The 21,051-nt window shown below is 31.6% G+C and carries 23 protein-coding genes and 4 pseudogenes; 14 read left to right on the top strand and 13 right to left on the bottom strand.

Translation table 11 applies throughout. From position 1 onward, the window contains the following. Nucleotides 1-211: 211 nt before the first annotated feature. Nucleotides 212-904: a HEPN domain-containing protein gene (locus tag ACQH1V_RS01960; RefSeq protein ID WP_425360641.1), complete on the bottom strand. Its 693-nt coding sequence runs from the start codon at nucleotides 902-904 to the stop codon at nucleotides 212-214. Nucleotides 905-909: 5 nt separating this feature from the next. Further along, nucleotides 910-1,098: a hypothetical protein gene (locus ACQH1V_RS01955; RefSeq protein WP_425360640.1), complete on the bottom strand. Its 189-nt coding sequence runs from the start codon at nucleotides 1,096-1,098 to the stop codon at nucleotides 910-912. A gap of 155 nt (nucleotides 1,099-1,253) precedes the next feature. Here ACQH1V_RS01955 and ACQH1V_RS01950 point away from each other — a divergent pair, with 155 nt between their 5' ends. Beyond that, nucleotides 1,254-2,234 carry an IS5 family transposase gene (locus ACQH1V_RS01950; RefSeq protein ID WP_094649552.1) on the top strand — a complete coding sequence of 327 codons (981 nt, stop codon included), beginning with the start codon at nucleotides 1,254-1,256 and terminating at the stop codon, nucleotides 2,232-2,234. A gap of 38 nt (nucleotides 2,235-2,272) precedes the next feature. Here ACQH1V_RS01950 and ACQH1V_RS01945 read toward each other — a convergent pair whose 3' ends face one another. The 4 genes and pseudogenes from ACQH1V_RS01945 to ACQH1V_RS01930 all read right to left on the bottom strand — a co-directional run. Continuing rightward, nucleotides 2,273-2,458, bottom strand: a complete 186-nt coding sequence (locus tag ACQH1V_RS01945; RefSeq protein ID WP_425360639.1) for a hypothetical protein — start codon at nucleotides 2,456-2,458, stop codon at nucleotides 2,273-2,275. Nucleotides 2,459-2,937: 479 nt separating this feature from the next. Then, entirely contained in the window at nucleotides 2,938-4,101 is a 1,164-nt protein-coding gene (locus ACQH1V_RS01940; protein WP_425360638.1) for an ATP-binding protein, read from the bottom strand. A 343-nt stretch (nucleotides 4,102-4,444) separates the two neighbouring features. After that, entirely contained in the window at nucleotides 4,445-4,696 is a 252-nt protein-coding gene (locus tag ACQH1V_RS01935) for a hypothetical protein (RefSeq protein ID WP_425360637.1), read from the bottom strand. 276 nt (nucleotides 4,697-4,972) lie between these two features. Further along, nucleotides 4,973-5,099 (bottom strand): annotated as a pseudogene (locus tag ACQH1V_RS01930) (IS5/IS1182 family transposase); the annotation flags it as partial. 102 nt (nucleotides 5,100-5,201) lie between these two features. Between ACQH1V_RS01930 and ACQH1V_RS01925 the strand changes: the two are divergent. The 3 genes and pseudogenes from ACQH1V_RS01925 (at nucleotide 5,202) to ACQH1V_RS01915 (ending at nucleotide 8,042) form a co-directional block, all read left to right on the top strand. Further along, a pseudogene (locus ACQH1V_RS01925) lies at nucleotides 5,202-5,912 on the top strand (IS6 family transposase). 690 nt (nucleotides 5,913-6,602) lie between these two features. Then, nucleotides 6,603-6,863 carry a hypothetical protein gene (locus ACQH1V_RS01920; RefSeq protein WP_425360636.1) on the top strand — a complete coding sequence of 87 codons (261 nt, stop codon included), beginning with the start codon at nucleotides 6,603-6,605 and terminating at the stop codon, nucleotides 6,861-6,863. A 9-nt stretch (nucleotides 6,864-6,872) separates the two neighbouring features. After that, on the top strand, nucleotides 6,873-8,042 hold the full coding sequence (locus ACQH1V_RS01915; RefSeq protein WP_425360635.1) for a hypothetical protein: 1,170 nt from the start codon (nucleotides 6,873-6,875) through the stop codon (nucleotides 8,040-8,042). An 85-nt stretch (nucleotides 8,043-8,127) separates the two neighbouring features. Here the strand turns inward: ACQH1V_RS01915 and ACQH1V_RS01910 are convergent, their stop codons facing one another. Further along, nucleotides 8,128-8,412: a hypothetical protein gene (locus tag ACQH1V_RS01910; RefSeq protein ID WP_425360634.1), complete on the bottom strand. Its 285-nt coding sequence runs from the start codon at nucleotides 8,410-8,412 to the stop codon at nucleotides 8,128-8,130. A gap of 555 nt (nucleotides 8,413-8,967) precedes the next feature. Here ACQH1V_RS01910 and ACQH1V_RS01905 point away from each other — a divergent pair. Continuing rightward, nucleotides 8,968-9,383: pseudogene (locus ACQH1V_RS01905) on the top strand (IS5 family transposase); the annotation flags it as partial. Nucleotides 9,384-9,411: 28 nt separating this feature from the next. Here the strand turns inward: ACQH1V_RS01905 and ACQH1V_RS01900 are convergent. The 4 genes from ACQH1V_RS01900 to ACQH1V_RS01885 form a co-directional block, all read right to left on the bottom strand. Further along, nucleotides 9,412-10,683, bottom strand: coding sequence for an IS256 family transposase (locus ACQH1V_RS01900; RefSeq protein ID WP_425360633.1), 1,272 nt, complete (start codon nucleotides 10,681-10,683; stop codon nucleotides 9,412-9,414). A gap of 100 nt (nucleotides 10,684-10,783) precedes the next feature. Beyond that, complete coding sequence (locus tag ACQH1V_RS01895; protein ID WP_425360632.1) at nucleotides 10,784-11,074, bottom strand: hypothetical protein; 291 nt, start codon at nucleotides 11,072-11,074, stop codon at nucleotides 10,784-10,786. A 104-nt stretch (nucleotides 11,075-11,178) separates the two neighbouring features. Then, on the bottom strand, nucleotides 11,179-11,988 hold the full coding sequence (locus ACQH1V_RS01890) for a hypothetical protein (protein ID WP_425360631.1): 810 nt from the start codon (nucleotides 11,986-11,988) through the stop codon (nucleotides 11,179-11,181). A 147-nt stretch (nucleotides 11,989-12,135) separates the two neighbouring features. Further along, nucleotides 12,136-12,564: a transposase gene (locus ACQH1V_RS01885; RefSeq protein WP_425360630.1), complete on the bottom strand. Its 429-nt coding sequence runs from the start codon at nucleotides 12,562-12,564 to the stop codon at nucleotides 12,136-12,138. Nucleotides 12,565-12,665: 101 nt separating this feature from the next. Between ACQH1V_RS01885 and ACQH1V_RS01880 the strand changes: the two genes are divergently transcribed. The 6 genes from ACQH1V_RS01880 (at nucleotide 12,666) to ACQH1V_RS01855 (ending at nucleotide 17,174) form a co-directional block, all read left to right on the top strand. Beyond that, nucleotides 12,666-12,836 carry a hypothetical protein gene (locus tag ACQH1V_RS01880; protein WP_425360629.1) on the top strand — a complete coding sequence of 57 codons (171 nt, stop codon included), beginning with the start codon at nucleotides 12,666-12,668 and terminating at the stop codon, nucleotides 12,834-12,836. Between the two features lie 209 nt (nucleotides 12,837-13,045). Continuing rightward, nucleotides 13,046-13,609 (top strand): recombinase family protein, encoded by a 564-nt coding sequence (locus tag ACQH1V_RS01875; protein WP_425360598.1) that lies wholly within the window; start codon nucleotides 13,046-13,048, stop codon nucleotides 13,607-13,609. A 26-nt stretch (nucleotides 13,610-13,635) separates the two neighbouring features. After that, the gene (locus ACQH1V_RS01870) at nucleotides 13,636-14,511 is read left to right on the top strand and encodes an Rpn family recombination-promoting nuclease/putative transposase (protein WP_094649551.1); all 876 of its coding nucleotides are present in this window, start codon (nucleotides 13,636-13,638) and stop codon (nucleotides 14,509-14,511) included. Between the two features lie 328 nt (nucleotides 14,512-14,839). Beyond that, the gene (locus tag ACQH1V_RS01865; RefSeq protein WP_425360628.1) at nucleotides 14,840-16,279 is read left to right on the top strand and encodes a hypothetical protein; all 1,440 of its coding nucleotides are present in this window, start codon (nucleotides 14,840-14,842) and stop codon (nucleotides 16,277-16,279) included. Next, entirely contained in the window at nucleotides 16,261-16,572 is a 312-nt protein-coding gene (locus ACQH1V_RS01860) for a hypothetical protein (protein ID WP_425360627.1), read from the top strand. Before ACQH1V_RS01865 ends, ACQH1V_RS01860 begins: the two co-directional genes overlap by 19 nt. 68 nt (nucleotides 16,573-16,640) lie before the next feature. Then, nucleotides 16,641-17,174 (top strand): hypothetical protein, encoded by a 534-nt coding sequence (locus ACQH1V_RS01855; protein ID WP_425360626.1) that lies wholly within the window; start codon nucleotides 16,641-16,643, stop codon nucleotides 17,172-17,174. A 416-nt stretch (nucleotides 17,175-17,590) separates the two neighbouring features. On the opposite strand, the pseudogene ACQH1V_RS01850 reads toward ACQH1V_RS01855, so the two are convergent. Further along, nucleotides 17,591-17,839 (bottom strand): annotated as a pseudogene (locus ACQH1V_RS01850) (transposase); the annotation flags it as partial. A 77-nt stretch (nucleotides 17,840-17,916) separates the two neighbouring features. Here ACQH1V_RS01850 and ACQH1V_RS01845 point away from each other — a divergent pair. The 3 genes from ACQH1V_RS01845 to ACQH1V_RS01835 all read left to right on the top strand — a co-directional run bounded on the left by ACQH1V_RS01845 (nucleotide 17,917) and on the right by ACQH1V_RS01835 (nucleotide 19,892). Beyond that, nucleotides 17,917-18,048, top strand: a complete 132-nt coding sequence (locus tag ACQH1V_RS01845) for a transposase (protein ID WP_425360625.1) — start codon at nucleotides 17,917-17,919, stop codon at nucleotides 18,046-18,048. 175 nt (nucleotides 18,049-18,223) lie between these two features. Further along, nucleotides 18,224-19,057: an IS3 family transposase gene (locus ACQH1V_RS01840; protein WP_425360624.1), complete on the top strand. Its 834-nt coding sequence runs from the start codon at nucleotides 18,224-18,226 to the stop codon at nucleotides 19,055-19,057. Between the two features lie 145 nt (nucleotides 19,058-19,202). Then, nucleotides 19,203-19,892: an HD domain-containing protein gene (locus tag ACQH1V_RS01835; RefSeq protein ID WP_425360623.1), complete on the top strand. Its 690-nt coding sequence runs from the start codon at nucleotides 19,203-19,205 to the stop codon at nucleotides 19,890-19,892. Nucleotides 19,893-19,927: 35 nt separating this feature from the next. Here ACQH1V_RS01835 and ACQH1V_RS01830 read toward each other — a convergent pair whose 3' ends face one another. Then, a complete protein-coding gene (locus ACQH1V_RS01830) occupies nucleotides 19,928-21,037 on the bottom strand; it encodes an exo-alpha-sialidase (RefSeq protein ID WP_425360622.1) in 1,110 nt (369 codons plus the stop codon). Between the last annotated feature and the right edge of the window lie 14 nt (nucleotides 21,038-21,051).

Below are 21,051 nucleotides of genomic sequence, written 5' to 3'. Positions count from 1 at the left end.
TTTCAAAATTGCCATCTTTTAAAAACCTCATAGTTAATGATTTTTTTTGTAATTTTTTAGACAAAAGCTTTTCTTTTTCTGATAGACCCTAATAATTCAACATCGCAAAGATTGTTATAATCATTCATAACAACGAAACTACTACATGTCCCAATACCTTAAACTTATAGGTTATTGCATTTATAGACTTACTTTGTCTATTTTAAGGAACTTAAATTATCTCTTTATTAATTCTCTCCAAGCAAATTTTCTCCGTCACTGTTTTTAATTTTTTAACCCTATCAATAAGGTAAAGTAGCTGTTCTTTAGTTATTCTATAATCTTTGTTATAGCGAGCTTCAATATAACCCTGTTCAAGTAATCTAAAACATTGCCTTTGCTCAACGCTAGAATGAGGAAATATTTGCCATAATTCTTCATTGTAATTTCCAGCTATACTCCCTAACTTTCTGATATCATGTAACTTTGGCTTATAACCGGAAAAAACTAATAATATAGCATTATAAAAACTTTCAGTAGCTTGGTGAAGGTAAAAAGCTGATAAAGCATAATTTCCTCTTTTCAATGGGTATTTACAATCTATAAAAAATTCTTTCCCACTTGTATACCAGTACTCATAATCTTTTCCAGCTATTTGCCTTCTTTTTTCCCAGGGTAAGTTTTTAGCTTCTGCCAGCTGAAATTCACCACTATCATATAAAAGAATTCCTTCTTTTTTAATATCAGAAAAGAAATAATGCCCCTTCTCCAACTGACTATTTACCGTCTTGATTGATTCAATCACTAAAGTTACCCATAGATCAAAAGGACTTCTTAATGATTTTCTCTCCAAACTTTTTTCTATTTTATCTTCTATTGATAACCCAGCAAAACCTTTATATTTACCTTTCTTCATGACTAACATAATATCTAGATCACTTTGATAGCTGTAGGTAATGTGACCTTTTTATACTCATCTTGTACCCAATCGCCTCTGGCATACGAGCCAAATATAATAATCATCGCAACCTTTTTTTCTGACACATGTAGAATTTCTTTGACAATACTATCAAGTCTTTCTTGAATGATCAGGGAGCGTTCAGGTAAAACAGTTTTCATATATTTGTAATGTGGATATCTACAACGCAGATTACTACAATCGGCTTTGTTGCATGAATCGGAATTTGGAGTAAATCGAGTTTTTGAATAAATAAAAAAAGCAGTGGAAATAGTAAAGTTAAGGAGTTAAGATATCCTCTTTTTTTAAGGTAAATATGCCGAACAAACACCAATATCCTTATCGTCATAAATTTGCCCGAGCTAAATACAAAATCAGTAATTCACGTGAGTACGATCAATCATTAAAAAATCGTGGTAGTCTAATAATTTGGTTTTCAGGGGAAGCGGTAGCAAAATGGAATAATCCCGTATCCGTACATAAGAAGCGGGGCGGTCAAGCGATCTATTCCGATCTTGCTATTGAGACATGCGTGAGGCTTGGATTAGTATACAAACAGCATTTACGGCAAACCGAAGGTTTTGTAGAATCGATTATAAAACTGCTGAATCTCGAGCTCAAAACGCCTGATTATACTACTATTTCAAGAAGAACAAAAAAACTTAAAGTGTCACGGCACCGTAGGGCAAATCGTGATCCCGTAACGCTTTGCGTCGATAGTACCGGTATAAAGATTTACGGCGAGCAGGAGTGGCAGGAAGAAAAATACGCACTGAAAGCAAGGAAATCGTGGAGAAAGCTTCATATCGCTGTTGATGAAAACGGATATATTGCAAGCTCTGAATTAACGACTCACAATATTAGTGATTGTGCTACGATAGGCACATTACTTGAGGAAATTGATAGTCCAATAGATACCGTACTAGCTGACGGAGCATATGACCAACCCTCTACATACAAAGCATTAATCGCCCATCAGAATCAACATGGTAATGAAATTCCTATAAAAGCAGTAGTACCGCCAAACTTAGGGTTCAGAGCAGAAATGCCCGATGACTCTAAATTAAGATTAGACAATATTCGTCTTATGGAACAAGGACGAAAGCGATGGCAAAAACATACCAACTACGGCAGGCGAGCCAAAGCAGAAAACGCTATCTACCGTTACAAATCAATTATAGGAAACAAATTAAAATCTAGAACTTTTTTAAACCAAAAAACCGAAAGTAAAGTAGCTGCTAATATTCTTAATATCATGACAAAACTCGGCATGCCGGATACCAAAAAATTTGCCTGATTTTTGACAAAAATTAAACAACACTTTCAAAATCTGATTCATGCAACAAAGCCCTTCTTATGTACGGATACGGGATTATTCCATTTTGCTACCGCTTCCCCTGAAAACCAAATTATTAGACTACCACGATTTTTTAATGATTGATCGTACTCACGTGAATTACTGATTTTGTATTTAGCTCGGGCAAATTTATGACGATAAGGATATTGGTGTTTGTTCGGCATATTTACCTTAAAAAAAGAGGATATCTTAACTCCTTAACTTTACTATTTCCACTGCTTTTTTTATTTATTCAAAAACTCGATTTACTCCAAATTCCGATTCATGCAACAAAGCCATTTAATAGAGGAGAGAGCCAGATAAGAAAATTAGTTAAATTCATGTAAAACCTCAAGTTTAATGTGTTAATAATTTAAAACCGTATTAAACGGTTTTAAATTGCTGGGGTAATATACACTAAGTTTTCTTCTTAGGCAAGCAATTATTTTGTCATTGTCAATAACATTCTAAAATGTCCGCGTTTTGTAACATTTGAATATTTTCAAAAACGCGAGGAATATAAGAGAGTATCACCCCTTGTACACAGTAGTAACCGGGTCTACCAAGGCCTTATAGATGCTTGAGCGCAGTACTTGGAAACTGGTACGCTGCGTTCTTAGGAGAGTAGAGCTCAGTAATGGGTTCTGCTTATCCGACATTCTGGTTAAAATAAGCTATTTGACCATAAAGATTCAAGAAATTCTTGTACTGGCCAAATTGTTACACTTTGGGTTCCAAAAGTTTCTATTCTTTTTTTATCAACAGTACATATGACATTAAGTTTTGCTCTATAATCTTTCCCAAATAAAAGAAGTCCCCTTATATCTTTGGATGTTATATTTTGTCTAGTTTTAACTTCAAAAGCTTGATCCCTGAATATAAAGTCTACTTCATGCCCTTCTGAATCTCGGTAATAAAATAACTCATCTCTAGTTTCACTCATGGTTTGGTATGCTTTGAGTTCAAGAAAAATATAATGCTCAAAAGCTTTCCCAGAATCAGATGTATGAAATCCACTGAAAGTATATTTAGATAAATAGTTGGCAACTCCAGTATCAAACAAATAAAATTTTGGTATTTGTGTTACAATTTGCCTGTTTTTACGTTTGGTATAAGGGTGCAAAAAATATCCTATATACATGTCTTCTAAAATCTCGAAGTAACTTTTTACTGTTGCTTTATTAACTCCGCAATCTCTAGCAATATTAGTAAAATTAATCATCTCAGTATGGCTTAAGGTAAGTACATCCAAAAATCTAATAAACGGTTCACGTTTTCGAATGTTTGCCTCTAATTGCACTTCATTAATTAAATAGTCATATACATAAGCAGACAGTGATTTTAAGGCAAATTCGGAACCATAATGTTCTGGTATTAACCCTCTATTAAAAATCCTATTCCAATTTAATTCTTTAAGTTCTGGGTAACAAAAAGGAAACATTTGATATCTCCATGCTCTCCCTCCAAGCAAATTAGCTCCAGATGATTTTAGTTTTCTTGAGCTAGAACCACAAAGTATAAAACTTATTCCCTTTATGTTTTCTATCATCCAATGAATTTCATTAAGTACTTGAGGTATTTTTTGCACTTCATCGATGACAAAAATCATACCATTCCTTTTGTCTTCTGGAATTGCAAGAATCTCTGAGCGAATATAGTGTGGATTCAATGAATATTTAGCAAAAACTTCGCTTTGTAAAAAATCAATAAAAATTGCATTTGGAAATCTTTGATGCAAAAATGTTGTTTTGCCAGTTTTTCTTGCCCCCCAAAGGAAAGCTGATTGGTCTTGAGGTAAACTTAGGTTTAATAACCTTTTTACAGACATAATGCTATCTATATATGGAATATTTAGCTATTATAATACCTGTTTATAGATTATGTCAAGTAATAGATCCAACGATGGCCCCCTATAGGTAGAATTTTAAATTTTAGTAGTGTTATTATTCTCAAATGGATTAGAACATTTGGAAAGCAACTCTTGAAAGTTAAAACAGATGTATATTGCTTTTCGTGTAGCTAAGAGTAATTATTACTATATAAAGGATTAGTATACTAAATTTAACAATTAACGTTATCTATTAGCAAATATCCTCTGGACTTGTGCCTCTTTTTAATTGCTTTGTTGCATGAATCAGATTTTGAAAGTGTTGTTTAATTTTTGTCAAAAATCAGGCAAATTTTTTGGTATCCGGCATGCCGAGTTTTGTCATGATATTAAGAATATTAGCAGCTACTTTACTTTCGGTTTTTTGGTTTAAAAAAGTTCTAGATTTTAATTTGTTTCCTATAATTGATTTGTAACGGTAGATAGCGTTTTCTGCTTTGGCTCGCCTGCCGTAGTTGGTATGTTTTTGCCATCGCTTTCGTCCTTGTTCCATAAGACGAATATTGTCTAATCTTAATTTAGAGTCATCGGGCATTTCTGCTCTGAACCCTAACCTGGATATTGCATGAGGGTGGTATTTAAAAAAATAAAATGGCAATATCGCTTATAAGTGGTCATGGATATGTTAATTTTCACTTAAATTATGTCTAAATATGCAATTTTTCTGATTTAAGATAGAATCCTCCCTTACCCCCATTTTTTATTGTACCGGGGACAGTACCATATTAGCTTATTCTATAGCTAATTTTTTCATAACACTATCCCATATATGTTGGTAAGGATAAGATGAAGACAACAAGAATTTAATGCTCCTAGTAAGATTTTCAGCCTGAGTGATATCATTTCTTTGCCCAGCAGTTAGTGTAAACTTCAGTGGGTTACCCAATGTCAACGAGGGCATGAATTTTAGTACTAAAACCACCTTTGCTTCTACCTAACCTGGATATTGCATGATAGATAATAAGCCAATTGTTCTAGGTTCTGTCGCATCTATTGCCAGTGATCTTTAAAGCTGCTATAAAGGCTTAAAAAATATTTGAATGCCGCTTTATATTTCTCCGAAATTACTCAAGTACTTTAAAGGATTTTGTTCATCTCCCGAGATAATAATGCTCTTTGTCTATATGAAATGTAGGTTTTCTCTAAGCTACCGAGATTTAGAAGAAATGGCTAGCATTAGAGGGGCTAAAATAGATCATGCTACTCTGCAAAGATGGGTAATAAAGTTTGTGCCGCTGATAGATACGGCTATAAGGAAACGTAAAAAGCCTGTGGGTAATAGCTGGAGGATGGATGAAACATATATCAAAATAAACGGTGCTTAGGTCTATTTATATAGAGCCGTTGATTTACTAGGTAATACCATAGAGTTTTTGCTTAGGAAACACAGAGATGCTGTGGCTGCTAAAGCATTCTTCCGTAAGGCTTTTAAATATAACGGTCATCCGGAGAAGGTAACTATCGATAAAAGCGGTAGTAATATTTCTGCTCTCAAAGCCGCCAACAAAGAGCTTGCTAAAGATAAGCAAATTGAGGTACGACAAGTCAAATATCTCAATAATATTGTTGAGCAGGATCATAGATTTATTAAGAAACGAACGAAGCCAATGCTAGGCTTTAAGAGCTTTCGTTCAGCAAAAATTACTATTACCGGTATTGAAAATATTCGCATAATTCAAAAAGGACAATTAATCGGATCTAATGACAATCTTTCTACTTTCGAAAATTTTAAAATGTTAATGGCTGCATAACGTCCAAAATCTCAGTTTTGTTGCTTCAAGCAAATCTTCAATTATAGATGCGACAGAACCAGTGTATAAGCCTCTAGTACCAACTTAACTATGGTAGATTATATGAATGAGAAAAATATTTACTTATTATTACACGATTAGATATACCAAAATATAAATGCGTAAAACATGATCATCCTGCAGGGATAAAGCATTTGAGTAAGATAAATTATTGCAGGATATTTTTCTATAACAGAGAAGAAATTAACAGCAATTCCGACTCCTAGTTCGCTTTTGCCCCGTTTCTGTAATTTAACCCACAGTTAGCCAAAAGAATTATAGTTTAACCTACTATGCTGAACATGAAAAGAAATGTAGCCATGATGTGTAAAACTCTACAGGTTCTGTTGAAAAAAGTCATGATACATTTAACTCAAGTTTTGACAAAAAGATAGTAGGGCTTGTAATTTATGATATAAATGTGATTAAATAAAAAAGAGGTCATGAGTGTGTATGGTTCAAGAAATATTACAAGAGGTAATCTTAATGTTCGTTGATGGTAATGCTAATATTTGTTCATCATATCCTAAGCGTTATAAGAAAATATTGACACAGTAATTTTAAAATGATAACGTATGCTAATGCTCAAAATGAAGCTAAAAACTGAAATCTTTTATTCAGGTTATATAAATTAATTAAGAAGGTTATCTTATGAACGCACAAAAAGCAGAGGAAGTTAAAAACTATTTAGTGAATTCTATTAAAAATACTCAAACAAAAGGGCAGGTTGAGAATATGTTGGAAGGAAAGCTAGATGATATTAGAGAGATTCACAAAAAATATGGTCCAGCAAGTGAATACTTACTTGCTGCATATGATGTTGAGCATCTTGAAAGACCTGCAATAGCTTTAGCATACCAAGAATACTTGGAGGCAAAAGTAGCTGGAGATGTTTTATTTTTAGATGAGTAATACTAAATAATGTTCCCAACAAAAGACCATTCATGCTTAAATTACACAGGTAGAGTAGTTTACAATCATTATGTTCCGCAACGAACGTATTCTGTACCATATGAAGTTCATAAGAGACTGCATTGTGTAAAAACTAGTGATAAGAGAATAGATATTCAACTTGGATATGAACATAATGTTTTTAGAGTAAGTGATTACAGTGGGTTACATGGTAATGCTGATAGGTCATTCTCAATTCGAGTTCCAAAAATCTCTGATATAATAATTGCAAAAAGGTGGGTAGATAAATCTATTCTTAAGGAGATGGAGTTATTAGGTGACAATATTAGTTGTGTTACATATTCTAATACTTTTGGTTTAGGGGCTATAGCTACTTCAAATATTGAGAATCATTATTTTTCTAAAGGCAAATGCCATATTGCCTATATTCCGTCTCTACAGTCATACTCATCGATGGATTTTACTTGTTTTGACTCAATAAATAACGCTTCTCTTCAAGAGATTTTAACTGTGAAGAATAAGAATATTGATGGTATTGTTTCTTTACAGTTATCACAGATAATAAGTTTATTTTTTTGCGAAACTAGTAGAAATCCTTCAGCTTTTTTAACATTTCCTATGTGTTTAGAATTGGCTGAAAAAATATATTCCTTCTTAAGATATCATGATGAACAAAGAGCAAAAGATGCTCTTAATGAGATACATAATGCCAGTGCAAATTATCAAAGATTATCAGCAGAAGCAGGAGGAACATTACTATTTGTAGATACAACTAACTCATTAGCCTCAATATTAAAATCTGCGATTGTTAAAGATGTAATATTAAGTTTATTTTCTCTTGCTATGCAAAACGCTGTGCAAGCAAGTAGAGAAATTAGTATACATATTAATGCAATATTTCAGCAAAGAGACGTGGCAAATATAGATGAATTAAATCATAAATATGATACAAGAATAAGGGGCAGTCTTGCTGATGCTAAAAAATTTTTAAAATTAGAAAATACCCTAATCGAGCAGTATAAAAAACATGTATTACAAAATCAAGATCCAGATCAAAATATTAATTACAACATGATAGTAAAAAATTGGTTTGATATTGACATTAATATTTCTGGTGAATGTGATGTATTAGTAACTGGATTGGTTAATCCAGAACATGCTTTAGCGGATATGAGCTAATTAGTGATCTCTATTGAATTGATCATACGCATCAAGTGAAGACAAGAAAGTATGTTATACTGGTATTACGGTAGTAAATTATGAATTACAAAGGAGCTAATATATGGTATAAATTTTGCAATATTAACAAGTCCGTCCACCAGTGTGCCAAGCAAAGTGCGTAAGGAACAGTTGCTGAAAATTCAGCTGTCCAATAGCTAGAAACACCGCAAGATTCTATGCCTATCAGGCACTTTGGTACGTTAGCCATAAAAGTTAGAACCTGCTCTCTCATTAATTTTTTCTTTAATATTGTCTTACCATTTTTATCTACACCGTGAATTTGAAAAATTCTTTTTGCAATATCTATACCAATTGTGGTAACTTCCATATGGGCCTCCTTATTGTTGTTTAGGATTCATTTCCTATCCTAGAAGATTAGCATTTGCTTCTCATTCTGTATATAGGGTAGGTCCATTCCATTATCTTTAGTTTTCTTTTTAAATACGAATATAGCTCTTAAAGGGACTTTAAGGGTGTCTATAGAAGATATATATTTTTTACTTTTACTCAAACATAAAACACAAATACATGTGTTGTACAAGCCTATAATCGCGAAAATTGATGGTTTGCAAATAAATCTATTTGTAGTGGCTCGCTTTCGAAACGACATTGGCTTGCTTTCGTTGTAAAAACCGGCTCAAATTAAATGACTTTTAAAATTCAATCTGGCTCACATTATTTGACATTATAATTTTTTTTGTAATGTCATTGTAAGTTTTAGTAATAGATTGTGTGTTATAAATGATAATCCAGACTCTAAGTTTAGTTATAAGTATATTTTACACATTACACTTCATTTACCTAGGGCGTGTCATCAATTAAGTTGACATAAATATTAGGATGAGGCAAATTAGATATTGGTAAAAAAATAAGAAGGTGACCAATGCGCAGATATGCTTTAAGAGATGATCAATGGGAAAGGATAAAGGATATTTTACCTGGAAAAGAAGGAGACGTAGGAGCAAGTGCCAAAGATAATAGATTATTCGTAGAAGCTGTATTATATAGATATCGTGCTGGTATACCGTGGAGAGACTTACCAGAAAGATTTGGAGATTTTAGAGTAATTCATACAAGACATACACGTTGGAGCCAAAAAGATGTATGGAAGAAGGTTTTTGAACTACTTGCACAAGATGCAGATAATGAATATAGTATGATTGATTCAACGATTGTTAGAGTACATCAACATAGTGCCGGAGCTAAAAAAAAGTCATAGTAGATGACCAAGCAATAGGTCGTAGTAAAGGTGGTTTATCAACTAAAATTCATGCAACTGTTGATGCTTTAGGAAATCCGAGAGTCAATCATTTATTTTGTGTAAGTTCTATTTTTTACATTCCAATAAATCATATTTAAAATCACCACAAAGTATTTCAAATTGATTCAAAGCTAATGACCAATCTTTTATGGGCATAGTCCATTTTTTAGATGCATTTTGCAGAGCTAAAAATATTATTTTCTGAATTGATTTATCATCTGGAAACACCCCCTTATTTTTGATGATTTTTCTAATTTGACGGTTGACAGATTCAATGGTATTTGTTGTATAAATTACCTTTCTTATTTCCTCAGGAAAAGCAAAAAATGGGATTATCCCAGACCAATTACGTTGCCAAATATCAGAAATTACTGGATATTTTTTGTCCCATTTTGAACTAAATTGTTGAAGTTTTAGACTTGCCATTTCTTCATTATTTGCTGTATAAATTTGCTTCAAATCTGTGGTCACCTCCTTTAAATCCTTATATGAGACATACTTCACTGAATTGCGAACCATATGAACTATACATAACTGTACTATAGTCGCAGAAAATATGCTACTTATCGCTTCCGGAAAACCTTTTAGACCATCAACACAAGCAACATAAATTTGTTCTACTCCTCGATTTTTTAACTCAGTAACTACTTGCATCCAGAATTTAGTACCTTCATTTTTTCCTACCCAAATACCCAGCAACTCCTTCTTTCCTTCTATATTAACAGCAATCGCTAAATATACTGCTTTATTTATCACTACCTGGTTATCCCTAGACTTAACATGAATACAGTCTAAGTATAATATTGGATAAACCTTATCTAAACCTCGATTTTGCCACCTAGTTACTTCGTCTATTACTCCATCGGTTATTGTCGATATTAAATCACCGGAAACCTCAGTTTGATATATTTCTTCCAAATGACCTCGAATTTCACTGACTGTCATTCCTCGACCATAAAGTGAGATAACTTTATCGTCAAATCCACTGAATCTTCTCAGCCCTTTAGGTATTAATTTGGGAACAAACTCTCCTTCTCGATCTCTTGGTACTTCCAGAGTAACCTTCCTACCATCATCATCAATTATTGTCTTTTCATAGCTACCATTACGACGATTATTATCTACTTTCGGCATTTTACTATGCTTTGAATAACCTAATTCATGCTCTAGTTCACTTTCTAATATTTTTTCAACTATTTGCTTTTTTAGTTGTTGAAATAATCCTTCTTTGCCAAACAACTTAGATGGATCGGCTTTTGATAATAATTCTTCTACTAAATTATTACTTATATTATTATCTTTTAGTTCTAGTATCTTCTTTTTTATTTTTTCTGACATATTTTACCTTGTTATAAGTTGTTTTCTTACAGTACTTCTTACTGCTTACTTTTGCAACTTACACAAAGTATATTATAGACTCCGTTTCTGTAATTTAACCCTATTTATTACAAGTTTTAATGATTTTATCCATTTTATTCATTAACTCTACGCTTTCTCTTTGACTTAACAATGCATCATATTTCTTATATATTATTGAGGGATTGCCTATATTATAGGTAGTATGTGTACTAGTGCGACCACTCATTTGCTGAGAAAATAAAGTAATGGCATAATTTTCTGTACCAACTCTATGAAATGTCAAGGTATCATTTATCGTTAAATCATTTTTTATGTCACGTGAACCAGGTAAAAAATAGTGATCACCATATTTATATAAGTGACTGGACATAATACCTACTTTTACATTAGTTTGAAAAAATGAAACTTTTGTTTGTTCTTCCCTAGGTCCAGTAAAACTCGTGCGAGTTAATAAATATAAGCCAAAGTTAGCATCTAATGCGTATTTTGCTGGGATAACGGCATATGTTGGTTCACAAGTGATCCTGCTAACAAACTGCTAGCAGAAGAGCCGTAATGATTATGAGGAAACTCATCATGTTTTTGTATACTTGGCATAATTTTATGTATTCTAATTCTTCTTTGACTATCTTGATATAGACAAAATGATATGAAATTAGCAGCACTACTCTTCTTAGCTTGTGGCAAAAGATCTTTCTCTATAAAATAAAGGTCATTATATATTACTTTCACTACATCCTGTTTTTTTAAGCTCACTTTATCAAGAGCATCATATGATGATAATGCTAAAACCCTTGATAATAGTTTTTGTTCTAAATTTTTAATCTTTATGTTTCGTAAGAATTCAAGACTTGTTTGCACATTATAACTTTTTTTAAAACCTAATATATCTTCGATTAAAGTACTTTGCACTCTATTAATCAGCTTCACTTGTTGTCCTGAATTAATAAGTTTAGCACTATTTAACAATCTTACTTTTAACTCATCATAAGATATTACTTCTCTTGCCCAATTATATCTGTCAGCAATTTCCCCTTGAGGTCCAAAATCTTCACCATTAAATTGTGCAAGCTCTATATTAGCAGTAAATGGTCGATATTTATTTAAATCTTTACCCCAGACAAAATTAAAGTCTTCATTATGCACTAATGTCTTATAATCATGACTATAATTATTTGCTAATATTGAAGTTACTTGACAAAGTATTAAACAAATAATTATTAACAAATAATTAAGTTTATAGACTTTTTTATATTGCAAGTACCATGGTGTAGCTTTAATCATTATAACCCCCTAGTGTTTTATAGTCACCTTTTTGGTTAAAACCCCCAGCTTCAGCTGGGAAAGACTTCAGTCCTTGTTCTAATATTTCGAATTGCTGCAACAGATGCGACAGAACCAGGTCAAAGGGCTTACCCCTTTGACAAAGAACTAGGATTTAAGCAGATTGTTGATCTCCTGAATAGATAAACCGGTAATACGAGAGATTTCAGGGATAGAGTAATTATTTGAGAACATATTTTTTGCTACTTCATATTTCCCTTTAGCTTCTCCGATCTGCATGCCTCTAGCTTCACCTATTTGGATACCCCTAAACTCACCTTCTTCGATATATTTCTGTGCTATAGTTCTCATAATATTAACTTGTTCTTCTTCTGATAAATATTTGGCTAGTACTTGCTCTAATTCTAATTGCTGTTCTTCTTGCAACTTAGCGTCAGTATACCATAAAAACGATTCTAAGTAAATATAACCATTCTCTTTATCTATTAACACTTCTAGCTTAAACCTTCTTAAAAACTCCTCCCACAATTTAAGCATATCTCGTTGATGTATATGCTTCATGACATAGCTCATCATTAGATAGTGCTAGTGCGTTACAAAGTTTAACGCATCAATATCATATCCATGTAATTGATAGGCTAAAGCAACATTTAAATGATATTCACTCAGGCAAAGAGATGATAATAGACGGGAGATCATTTACATGTCAGTTAAAGTTACTAGATTATGCATTAAAGGTGCATGAGAATAATGAGTTTTTTCCTAGAGAACATATACAGCAAGGTCGAGATAAATTTGCTGCCCAGCAAAGAGTAATATCCAAGGAGTTCGAAGGTCCTTCTCTATAGTATAGAGTTGTTTACTAAAAGTAGTGTATTTACAGGATTTAGGTCTAGTGATGCAAGTTATTTTTTGATATCTATTTGATGTGTACTAATTTATAAGTTAGAAGATAATAGAAAAAGTACTAAATATACTGTAGATTAAATTGTAAATTGGCATATAATAGACAAGATAGTAAACGAATTGATTTAATATACGTATTTGGATAGATAAAATGAGATTATTTGGTTATGCAAGAGTATCAACTTCCGATCAATCATTAGAAATACAAAAACAGGCTCTCAAAAAAGCTGGGGTTATCGAGTCAAGAATATTTTCTGACAAAACAACAGGTAGTAATCTTGAACGAGAAGGGCTAAAATCATTAATGGTGAAAGTTGAGGAAGGTGATGCAGTGTTAATTACTAAACTGGATAGATTAGGTAGGGATACAGCAGATATGATCAGCCTGATTAATCACTTTGATAAAATGAATGTAGGGGTACGTTTCTTAGATGATGGTATTAACACGGAAGGAGCTGCTGGTAAAATGGTAGTAACCATTTTATCAGCAGTAGCACAAGCAGAACGTCTGAGGATTTTAGAGCGTACCAATGAGGGGCGACTTGAAGCAAAGCTCAAAGGCATAAAATTTGGAGCTAAACGCAGGATTGATAGAAAGCAATTGCTGCAATATCATGAACAAGGTATTATTGGAACTAGTTTAGCTAAAAAAATGAGTATCAGTAGAGCTGCTGTGTATAAGATACTCAAAGAAGAGCGATCAAATGTTGGCTAAATGATAGATAACAAGTAAGTAGCAAAATGCCAAAAAAACCTAAACATGACCAGCTTTTTAAAAGAATTATGGGCAATGAAATAGCTGCACAAGAATTTTTAGAGTATTATCTACCGAGTAATTTTAAAGAACAGTTAGATTTATCAAAAATTAAAGTAGAGAAAGAAAGTTATATTGAAGAGAGCTTGAGAAGAAAATATAGTGATATAGTTTATGCTGTAAGCACTAAAAATAAGGAGAGTGCTTTTATCTACATTTTATTAGACCATCAGTCAACAAGTGATTATTGGATGGCACTAAGGCTTTGGAAATATACGTTACTATTATGCGAAAGACATAAAAAGAATAATGATAAGCTACCACTAATCTACCCAATGATTATGTATAACGGTGTAGAGGAATATAGTGCACCAAGAAACATATGGGAATTGTTTACTGACCCTATGCAAGCTAAAGAGTTAATGGTGTCAGATTATCAATTAGTAGATTTACAGAGTATGTCGGATGATGAGATAGTTCAGCAGAAGCATTTAGGAATGATGAGCTATGTCATGAAGCATATACATCAACGAGATATGCTTAAATTGTGGGAGGAGTTTTTAAGAAGGTTTAAGCTAGAAGTGTTAATAGATAAAGAGAATGGTTATATTTACTTAGAATCGTTTTTATGGTATACTGACGCTAAGTTGCAAGAAGAACAGCAATTAGAATTAGAGCAAGTACTAGCCAAATATTTATCGGAAGAAGAACAAGGTAACATTATGCGAACTATTGCACAAAAGTATATTGATGAAGGCAAAGCTGAGATAGTTAAAAATTTACTAAAGGCTGGTTTATCTGTTGACTTTATTACTCAATCTACCGGCTTGAGTCGGTCGCAAATTGAGTCTTTGTCCAAGTAAGTGTGGAAAATTTTGAGTCTTAAGTGGATAGTATTTAAAACCAGAGGAAAAGCTTATGCAGTTTTACTGCAAGTATACGATTGATAACCGCTATCCTCTCAGAAATTAATGATGATTGGATTACTGATAAACCTTATTTACATATTAATACATAAAAAAATGAACGATAAAATGTGAATTTACAGAATTAATGTTGCTTTATCTAAATATAAATAAAATTGTAAAGTTTATTGTTTTCTAAAACTAGAAATGATAGCATGACGCTTTGAGTCTTTTTTAACATTTTTATATTGAAAGGGCAAAAACTTTAAATAATACATGTAAAATTATGGATAAAAAAAGTAAAAGGGAATCAAGTAGTATTATAAGTCAGCAGAGTATTATCTCCACTCAATCTTCAGGCTCATCGATAAATCTGCCTAGCGGCAGCAGTGCTGAAGTATTACACTCTACGCCTACAGCTTCTTCGCATATTACAAAAAAACATAAATCATATGTTTACAAGTTTTTAGAACATCTCTTTAAAATAAATATGAGTCAAGATGCTTTAGTAGATATCATAATTAATGAGGATATAAACGATAATCAAATCTTAATAGTGGGACGTCCTAAACTATTAGGAAGTGCAACAAAACAAATGCGCCATGTAACTCCGTATGCCTTCATAGAAAAAGCTATTAAAGAGAAAATTGCCACAACAAAAAACCCAGAAGAATATAAATCTTATATAAATGATATACTAGAAACTGTTAAACCTATAATAAAAAGCAAAGATGGAATATGTCTGACCCATGATCAATACTCAAAACTAGTTGCTAACGCCACATTACAAACTGAAGAACAAGAAGTATTTAAATTATCTACTACTAGCAGAGAATATTATTTAATACATGACGATATCCTTATAACACTATTTAAAAATCATAATGATTTTTCTCAAAATGAAAAAGATAAAGCCAAGTCAGATTTTAGCTCTAAATTTAGTAAGTATATTACTTATGGCATGGCATATCTTATTGAAGAAATATTAAATCCAAATGATCATAATACTATAACAATGACCTGTGAAGGAATTGCAAGAATAATACTCACTTTATTTAATCAGGATAAGTATGCTGCTTTTCCTGAAGAAGGCAATTCTTTATTAGAAGAGATTCGTGTATATGATAATAAAGATGATGCAAAAAAAGCAGCAACATTAAAATTAGAACAGCAGAAATATACTATAAAAAATCATGCTGAAATTACCAAAGGTCCTGCTCTAGATATTAAAACGAAATATGATGCATGTATTAGAATTGTTAACAATGAGGGGGCAATAGTAAAAAGAGCAGCAAAAGCATTAGATATTATAAATTCTTTAATATCTAGCAAGCGAGATACTGACGATTTAACTGAAGAAATACGCAAACAACAAGATCAGTATAACACTAAGTATGATTTTAATATTAAAATAGGAAGTGTAAAACTTACTAAATATAATACAAAAATTGATTTTAATAATAACTTACATGATATTTTCCAATTTCACGTTGCAAAGCATCTATATTCAGTGTTTGATTTTAAACCATTAGAAATAAAAATATTGACCCCTAGACAAAAAGGTGACGCTCATAATACTATTGCATATATCCTTCTGCCAGCGGAACAACAACAGCACAGTATTCAGTACAAGAAGGAAAAATATATAGAGAATTACAATATAATGCTCGAAAAGGTTATAACGATAATGCAATATTTCGTTCAAACATGGATAACAATACTATAAAAGATATATTACAAAAAAAAGTTATTAATCATATAACAATTTCTCTAATACCTTTTAAAGAATTAAAAGTAGGATGTACGATAAATGACAGTCAAGAAGGAATGAAAGAAATATTTAATACATTTCTAACATTGGTACAAAATGATTATAAAGACTCTAAAGATTGTAATGGGAAAACAATAATGTTAGATAAGCAGTGGAAAGAACAAATTGCTAATGAATATGTAAAATATAATGAATCTATTAACATAACTGGTGCATCTGAACCTATAATAGATAATTATGAGATATAATATTTAAATATATACTTAAACTCACAGTTAGTAACTTATTATTAAAAAATATTTCAGGAGAGTATTGTATGCCTAAAAGTAATTTACAAATGGTTTTAGAAGGAAGTCATTCAAGATTTCTAACCCGTAGTATTTATAACGCCCCTGAAACTATTACTAAATGGGTAGAGGAAAATCTAATTCAGGATAACCCCAATACAAATTCTCAATCAAAAATTGCATTTTATGAAGCAGAAAAATCCTTAATAACTGGATATATTATGACAAATAATTTCCAAACATTAAAAAACCTTATTAATGCCATAGATCATGAACAATTCAATAATAATCAAAAATTAAAGATAAATGAATGCAGAGTTTTAGCAAATGCCATAATAGAGGCACAAAAATACAGATGTGTACAGGAAGGTGGAAGTGCTATGCATAGTGATCTTAATAAGTTACTACGTACTAAATATCAAGAGTTAACAGACGAAACTTATAAATCTAAAATATCAGGAATAGTAAAGCAAGCCTTATCAATTGTCTGTCATGAACCATCAACAGAAGTTACTACTATAGGAGATGATGGACCAAGTGGCAGCATGGTAGATACTTTATAACATCACAACAACAGATACCTATACGGATTACAATTGTTTTTATATTATTAATAATAACGGATAAAAAACTAAAAAAATAACTTTAATTATCCGCTTTAAATTTTGTACTATTGACCATTAAGTGTAGAGGCTTGATTTCGAAAAGACATTGACTGTATCTTTTTACGTGTCCAGAAGAAATTTAACTAACAACACCTTTTTATTGCATATAATTCGCTTTAAAGATGCAAAAATCACATCCTTGGGTTGAAAATGATAAATAAAAAGTTATCTTGTTAATTGAAGATGTTGTGATTACGTCTGAACTATCACGTTTAGGACAACCAATTAAAGAAACATTAAACATTGTTGAAGAAATTACTCTTTAATGACCTAATTTTGGGAGAACGTTCGCTGAGCTGTGTCAGTATAGAATATCATAGTTTAAAATTCAACCTATCAGGGAAGAAAATATCTAGCTGGGAAACGGTTACCGCCCAATTTGGGATTGGCATATTCCACTTTGCTGTAATCTGTTTTATAGCACAAAAAACCAATTTGAACAAGGCATTTTCACTTGTAAAAGCACCTTTAGTTTTAGTATATTTTCTGACCTGACGGTGAAAACCCTCAATCGGATTGGTAGTATAAATTAGCTTTCTTACCTCAGATGAATACTTAAAATATATAATGGTCCCCATATTTTGGACACAAAAATAAGAGAAATGAGATAGAATTCTCTAGCAAACAGGGAGAGCTAGAGATGAAAAAACAAGTAAGGCAATATAGTGCTGAGGAGAAAGCCAAAATTGTCATAGAAGCAATTAAGGGAGAGTTAACAATAGCCCAGATAACCAGTAAGTATGGTGTTCATGCAACACAGATAAGTAACTAGAAAAAACAAGGACTTGAACTGTTAGTACAAGGTTTTAAGAATAAAACACAGAGTGCTGATCCAAATCAGCAGGGGTTAATCAAGAATCTATATGAGCAAATTGGTCAGTTAAGTGTTGAGTGTGACTGGCTCAAAAAAAAATCTGCATTGTTTGGAATTAAAGGTTAGGTCTAATATGATAGAGCCTAATCATAATAAGTTAACAATTGTACAACAGTGTAAGTTATTGGATATTAGTAGGTCAACCTATTACTATCAACCTGCTGGTATTAGTGAAGCTGGTATTAGTGAACAAGAGATCAAGATTATGGCAATAATTGATGAAACCTATACTACGCATCCATATTATGGTATGCGGCGGATGGCTAAATATTTACAAGCCCAAGGTTTTTCGGTAGGTCGTAAAGCTGTTAGACGTTACTACCAGATAATGGGTCTTGAAGCTGTTTATCCTAAAATAAATTTAAGCAAGAGGAATCAGGTACATAAAATATATCCTTATTTACTAAAAGGATTAGACATAGTATTGCCAAATCAGGTTTGGAGTGCAGATATAACGTATATAAGACTGAGCCAAGGGTTCGTATATTTAGTAGCTATTATTGACTGGTATAGTCGTTATATTCTAAGTTGGCGAATCTCCATTAGTTTGGAAAGTGAATTTTGTGTGACAGCCCTTGAAGACGCTATAGCAAAATATGGTATGCCAAAAATATTTAATACTGATCAAGGAGTACAATTTACCTCGGAGAATTTTGTTAGTACGCTAAAACTACATAATATCTTGATTAGTATGGATGGTAAGGGACGGGCTTTAGATAATATTTTTATTGAACGTTTTTGGCGTTCATTAAAACAGGAAAAAATTTATTGGATTATTTTAACAACAGTAAAGGAGGCAAAGACGGCAATTAACGAATATATGGACTTTTATAATAGACAAAGGATGCATCAAGCTTTGGATTATAAAACTCCAGAATTTCTATATTTTGAAAAAAATATTGTATAAAAACAACAATTTAATTTTTGAGAATTATATCTCTATTTATCTAAATTTTTGTCTAGACAAAGGGGACCACCTCAGTATTATTATTGCTTATCTGAAACTTCAGCAGAAGTATCAATAGCAGGGGAATCATCAAGTCAAGAATGATATGAAATGTTGTTACAGAGAACGGTTAATTAATAAACTTCTTATATTAAATGAGAGAGCAAAAGATAAAGTAGATATAGCATTAGTTAAAAAAGCTATATTTTTTGCTAAAAAATATCATGGTGACCAGAAGAGACAATCAGGTGAGCCATATTATTCTCATCCGATAGAAGTAGCTTATATGGTAGCTGATTATTTATTTAGAACAGATATAATAGTTACAGCAATACTGCATGATACTATAGAAGATACTGACTTGACTAAAGAAATGATAGCAGAAAAATTTGGAATAAATGTAGCAAATCAAGTACAAGATTTAACAAGGATAAAAGGTAAAGGAATAAAGATTAGTTCAGCAGAAACAGTAGAATTATTGTATAAGGAGAAAAAATATGATGTACTTCTAGTCAAGTTATTTGATCGGCTCCATAATATGCAAACTATAGGAGCTAAATCTCCTGAGAAGATTAAGAAAATTGTAATGGAAACTTTAAACTATTTTATTATTTTAGCTCCTTACTTAGGAGTATCAGGAATAGAAAAACAATTCTATAAATTATGTTGGAGGGTGCTAAATCAGAACCAATTTGTTGATAAAACATTAATAACTATTAATGGAAAACATATATCTTATACTTCACGGTTAAGTAACCTATTATATAATGATATTCAGTCAATATTTATAGTATAAAGTACTAATATTTATAATGTATTTACTTTAATTTATTAATTTTGGAGTAGTTGAAATACTTTATGTTTAAAATTAATTCTATTAAATGTATATATTACATGAATTTCTTGAGTATCGCTATTCATAATAATGGCAGGATATGAATATTCTTGGGAGATAATTTCATTATATTCTATGTCTCCTTTAGGAAATAAAGAGTTTTTTATTATAATAGGACACCAATTTAATCCATCATTAAAAGAAATAGCCATACTAAGTATATTACGCGATGTGGAACGATTTGCCACTCTATTGTATACTAATAATATATTGTTGTGAAAATTGATAGCATCAATAGCACTATCAGGGTTCAATAAATCAGTTGATTCTAGGTTACTCCAATTTATCCCTTTATTTATAGATATTGCTCTATGTATATAAAGTATAGAAAATAGTGGATTATTAATATTTCTAGGTCTAACTAACATTATAATTTTATTATCTGTATTATTATTGTTAATCAAGGTTGGTTGTATAAAGCCTCTATAACTTTTTTGGTAGATTTTTGGATTATCCGGTAAGATAGGATTACTTATATTCCATGTACATAAGTCTGAGGAACTTTCAATAAAGGAGAAGTCATCTATACAGCTTTCTCTAGAACTAGGTAAAAAAATATTATGCTGTAAAATTAATGGTTTATTACGTGTAGGTCCTAAAACTCCATGCAAAAGTTCTGGTTCTTGCCAATTAAGTCCTTGATCATCGGAGCGAGAAAGTACACCACTCCATGTTCTTGGGTAAGGTCCGATCTTACTAAAAATTAGTAACTGATTATTAAATAGTGTTAATACAGGATTTCCACAACTAATAGTTCCGTTGTTAGTTTTAAGAGGAATATGATGATCTTTAAAATATTGTGGGGAAACAATTCTTTGAGGTGAATTCCATTGATATTGTTTATTTTTCTTTAATCCTCGACATACCCAAATACTATTATTTTCCTCTAAGACACCTGGTTCAAATCGTCTTTTACCAAAAAATGTAACTATAAGTTTTTGATCATTTAAAATAAATATAGTAGCAGAGTGAACATCCTTAAGATCAGAGTTAGACAGAATAAACTCATCTATTTTAGTTTCTAATATAGGAATGTTTTTTTTCATAAAATCTGTATGAT

The organism is Candidatus Tisiphia endosymbiont of Ceraclea dissimilis, assembly GCF_964030735.1.
Lineage (GTDB): Bacteria > Pseudomonadota > Alphaproteobacteria > Rickettsiales > Rickettsiaceae > Tisiphia.
The sequence above is the reverse complement of the archived record's forward strand: the minus strand, read 5'-3'. Positions and strand labels throughout refer to the sequence as shown.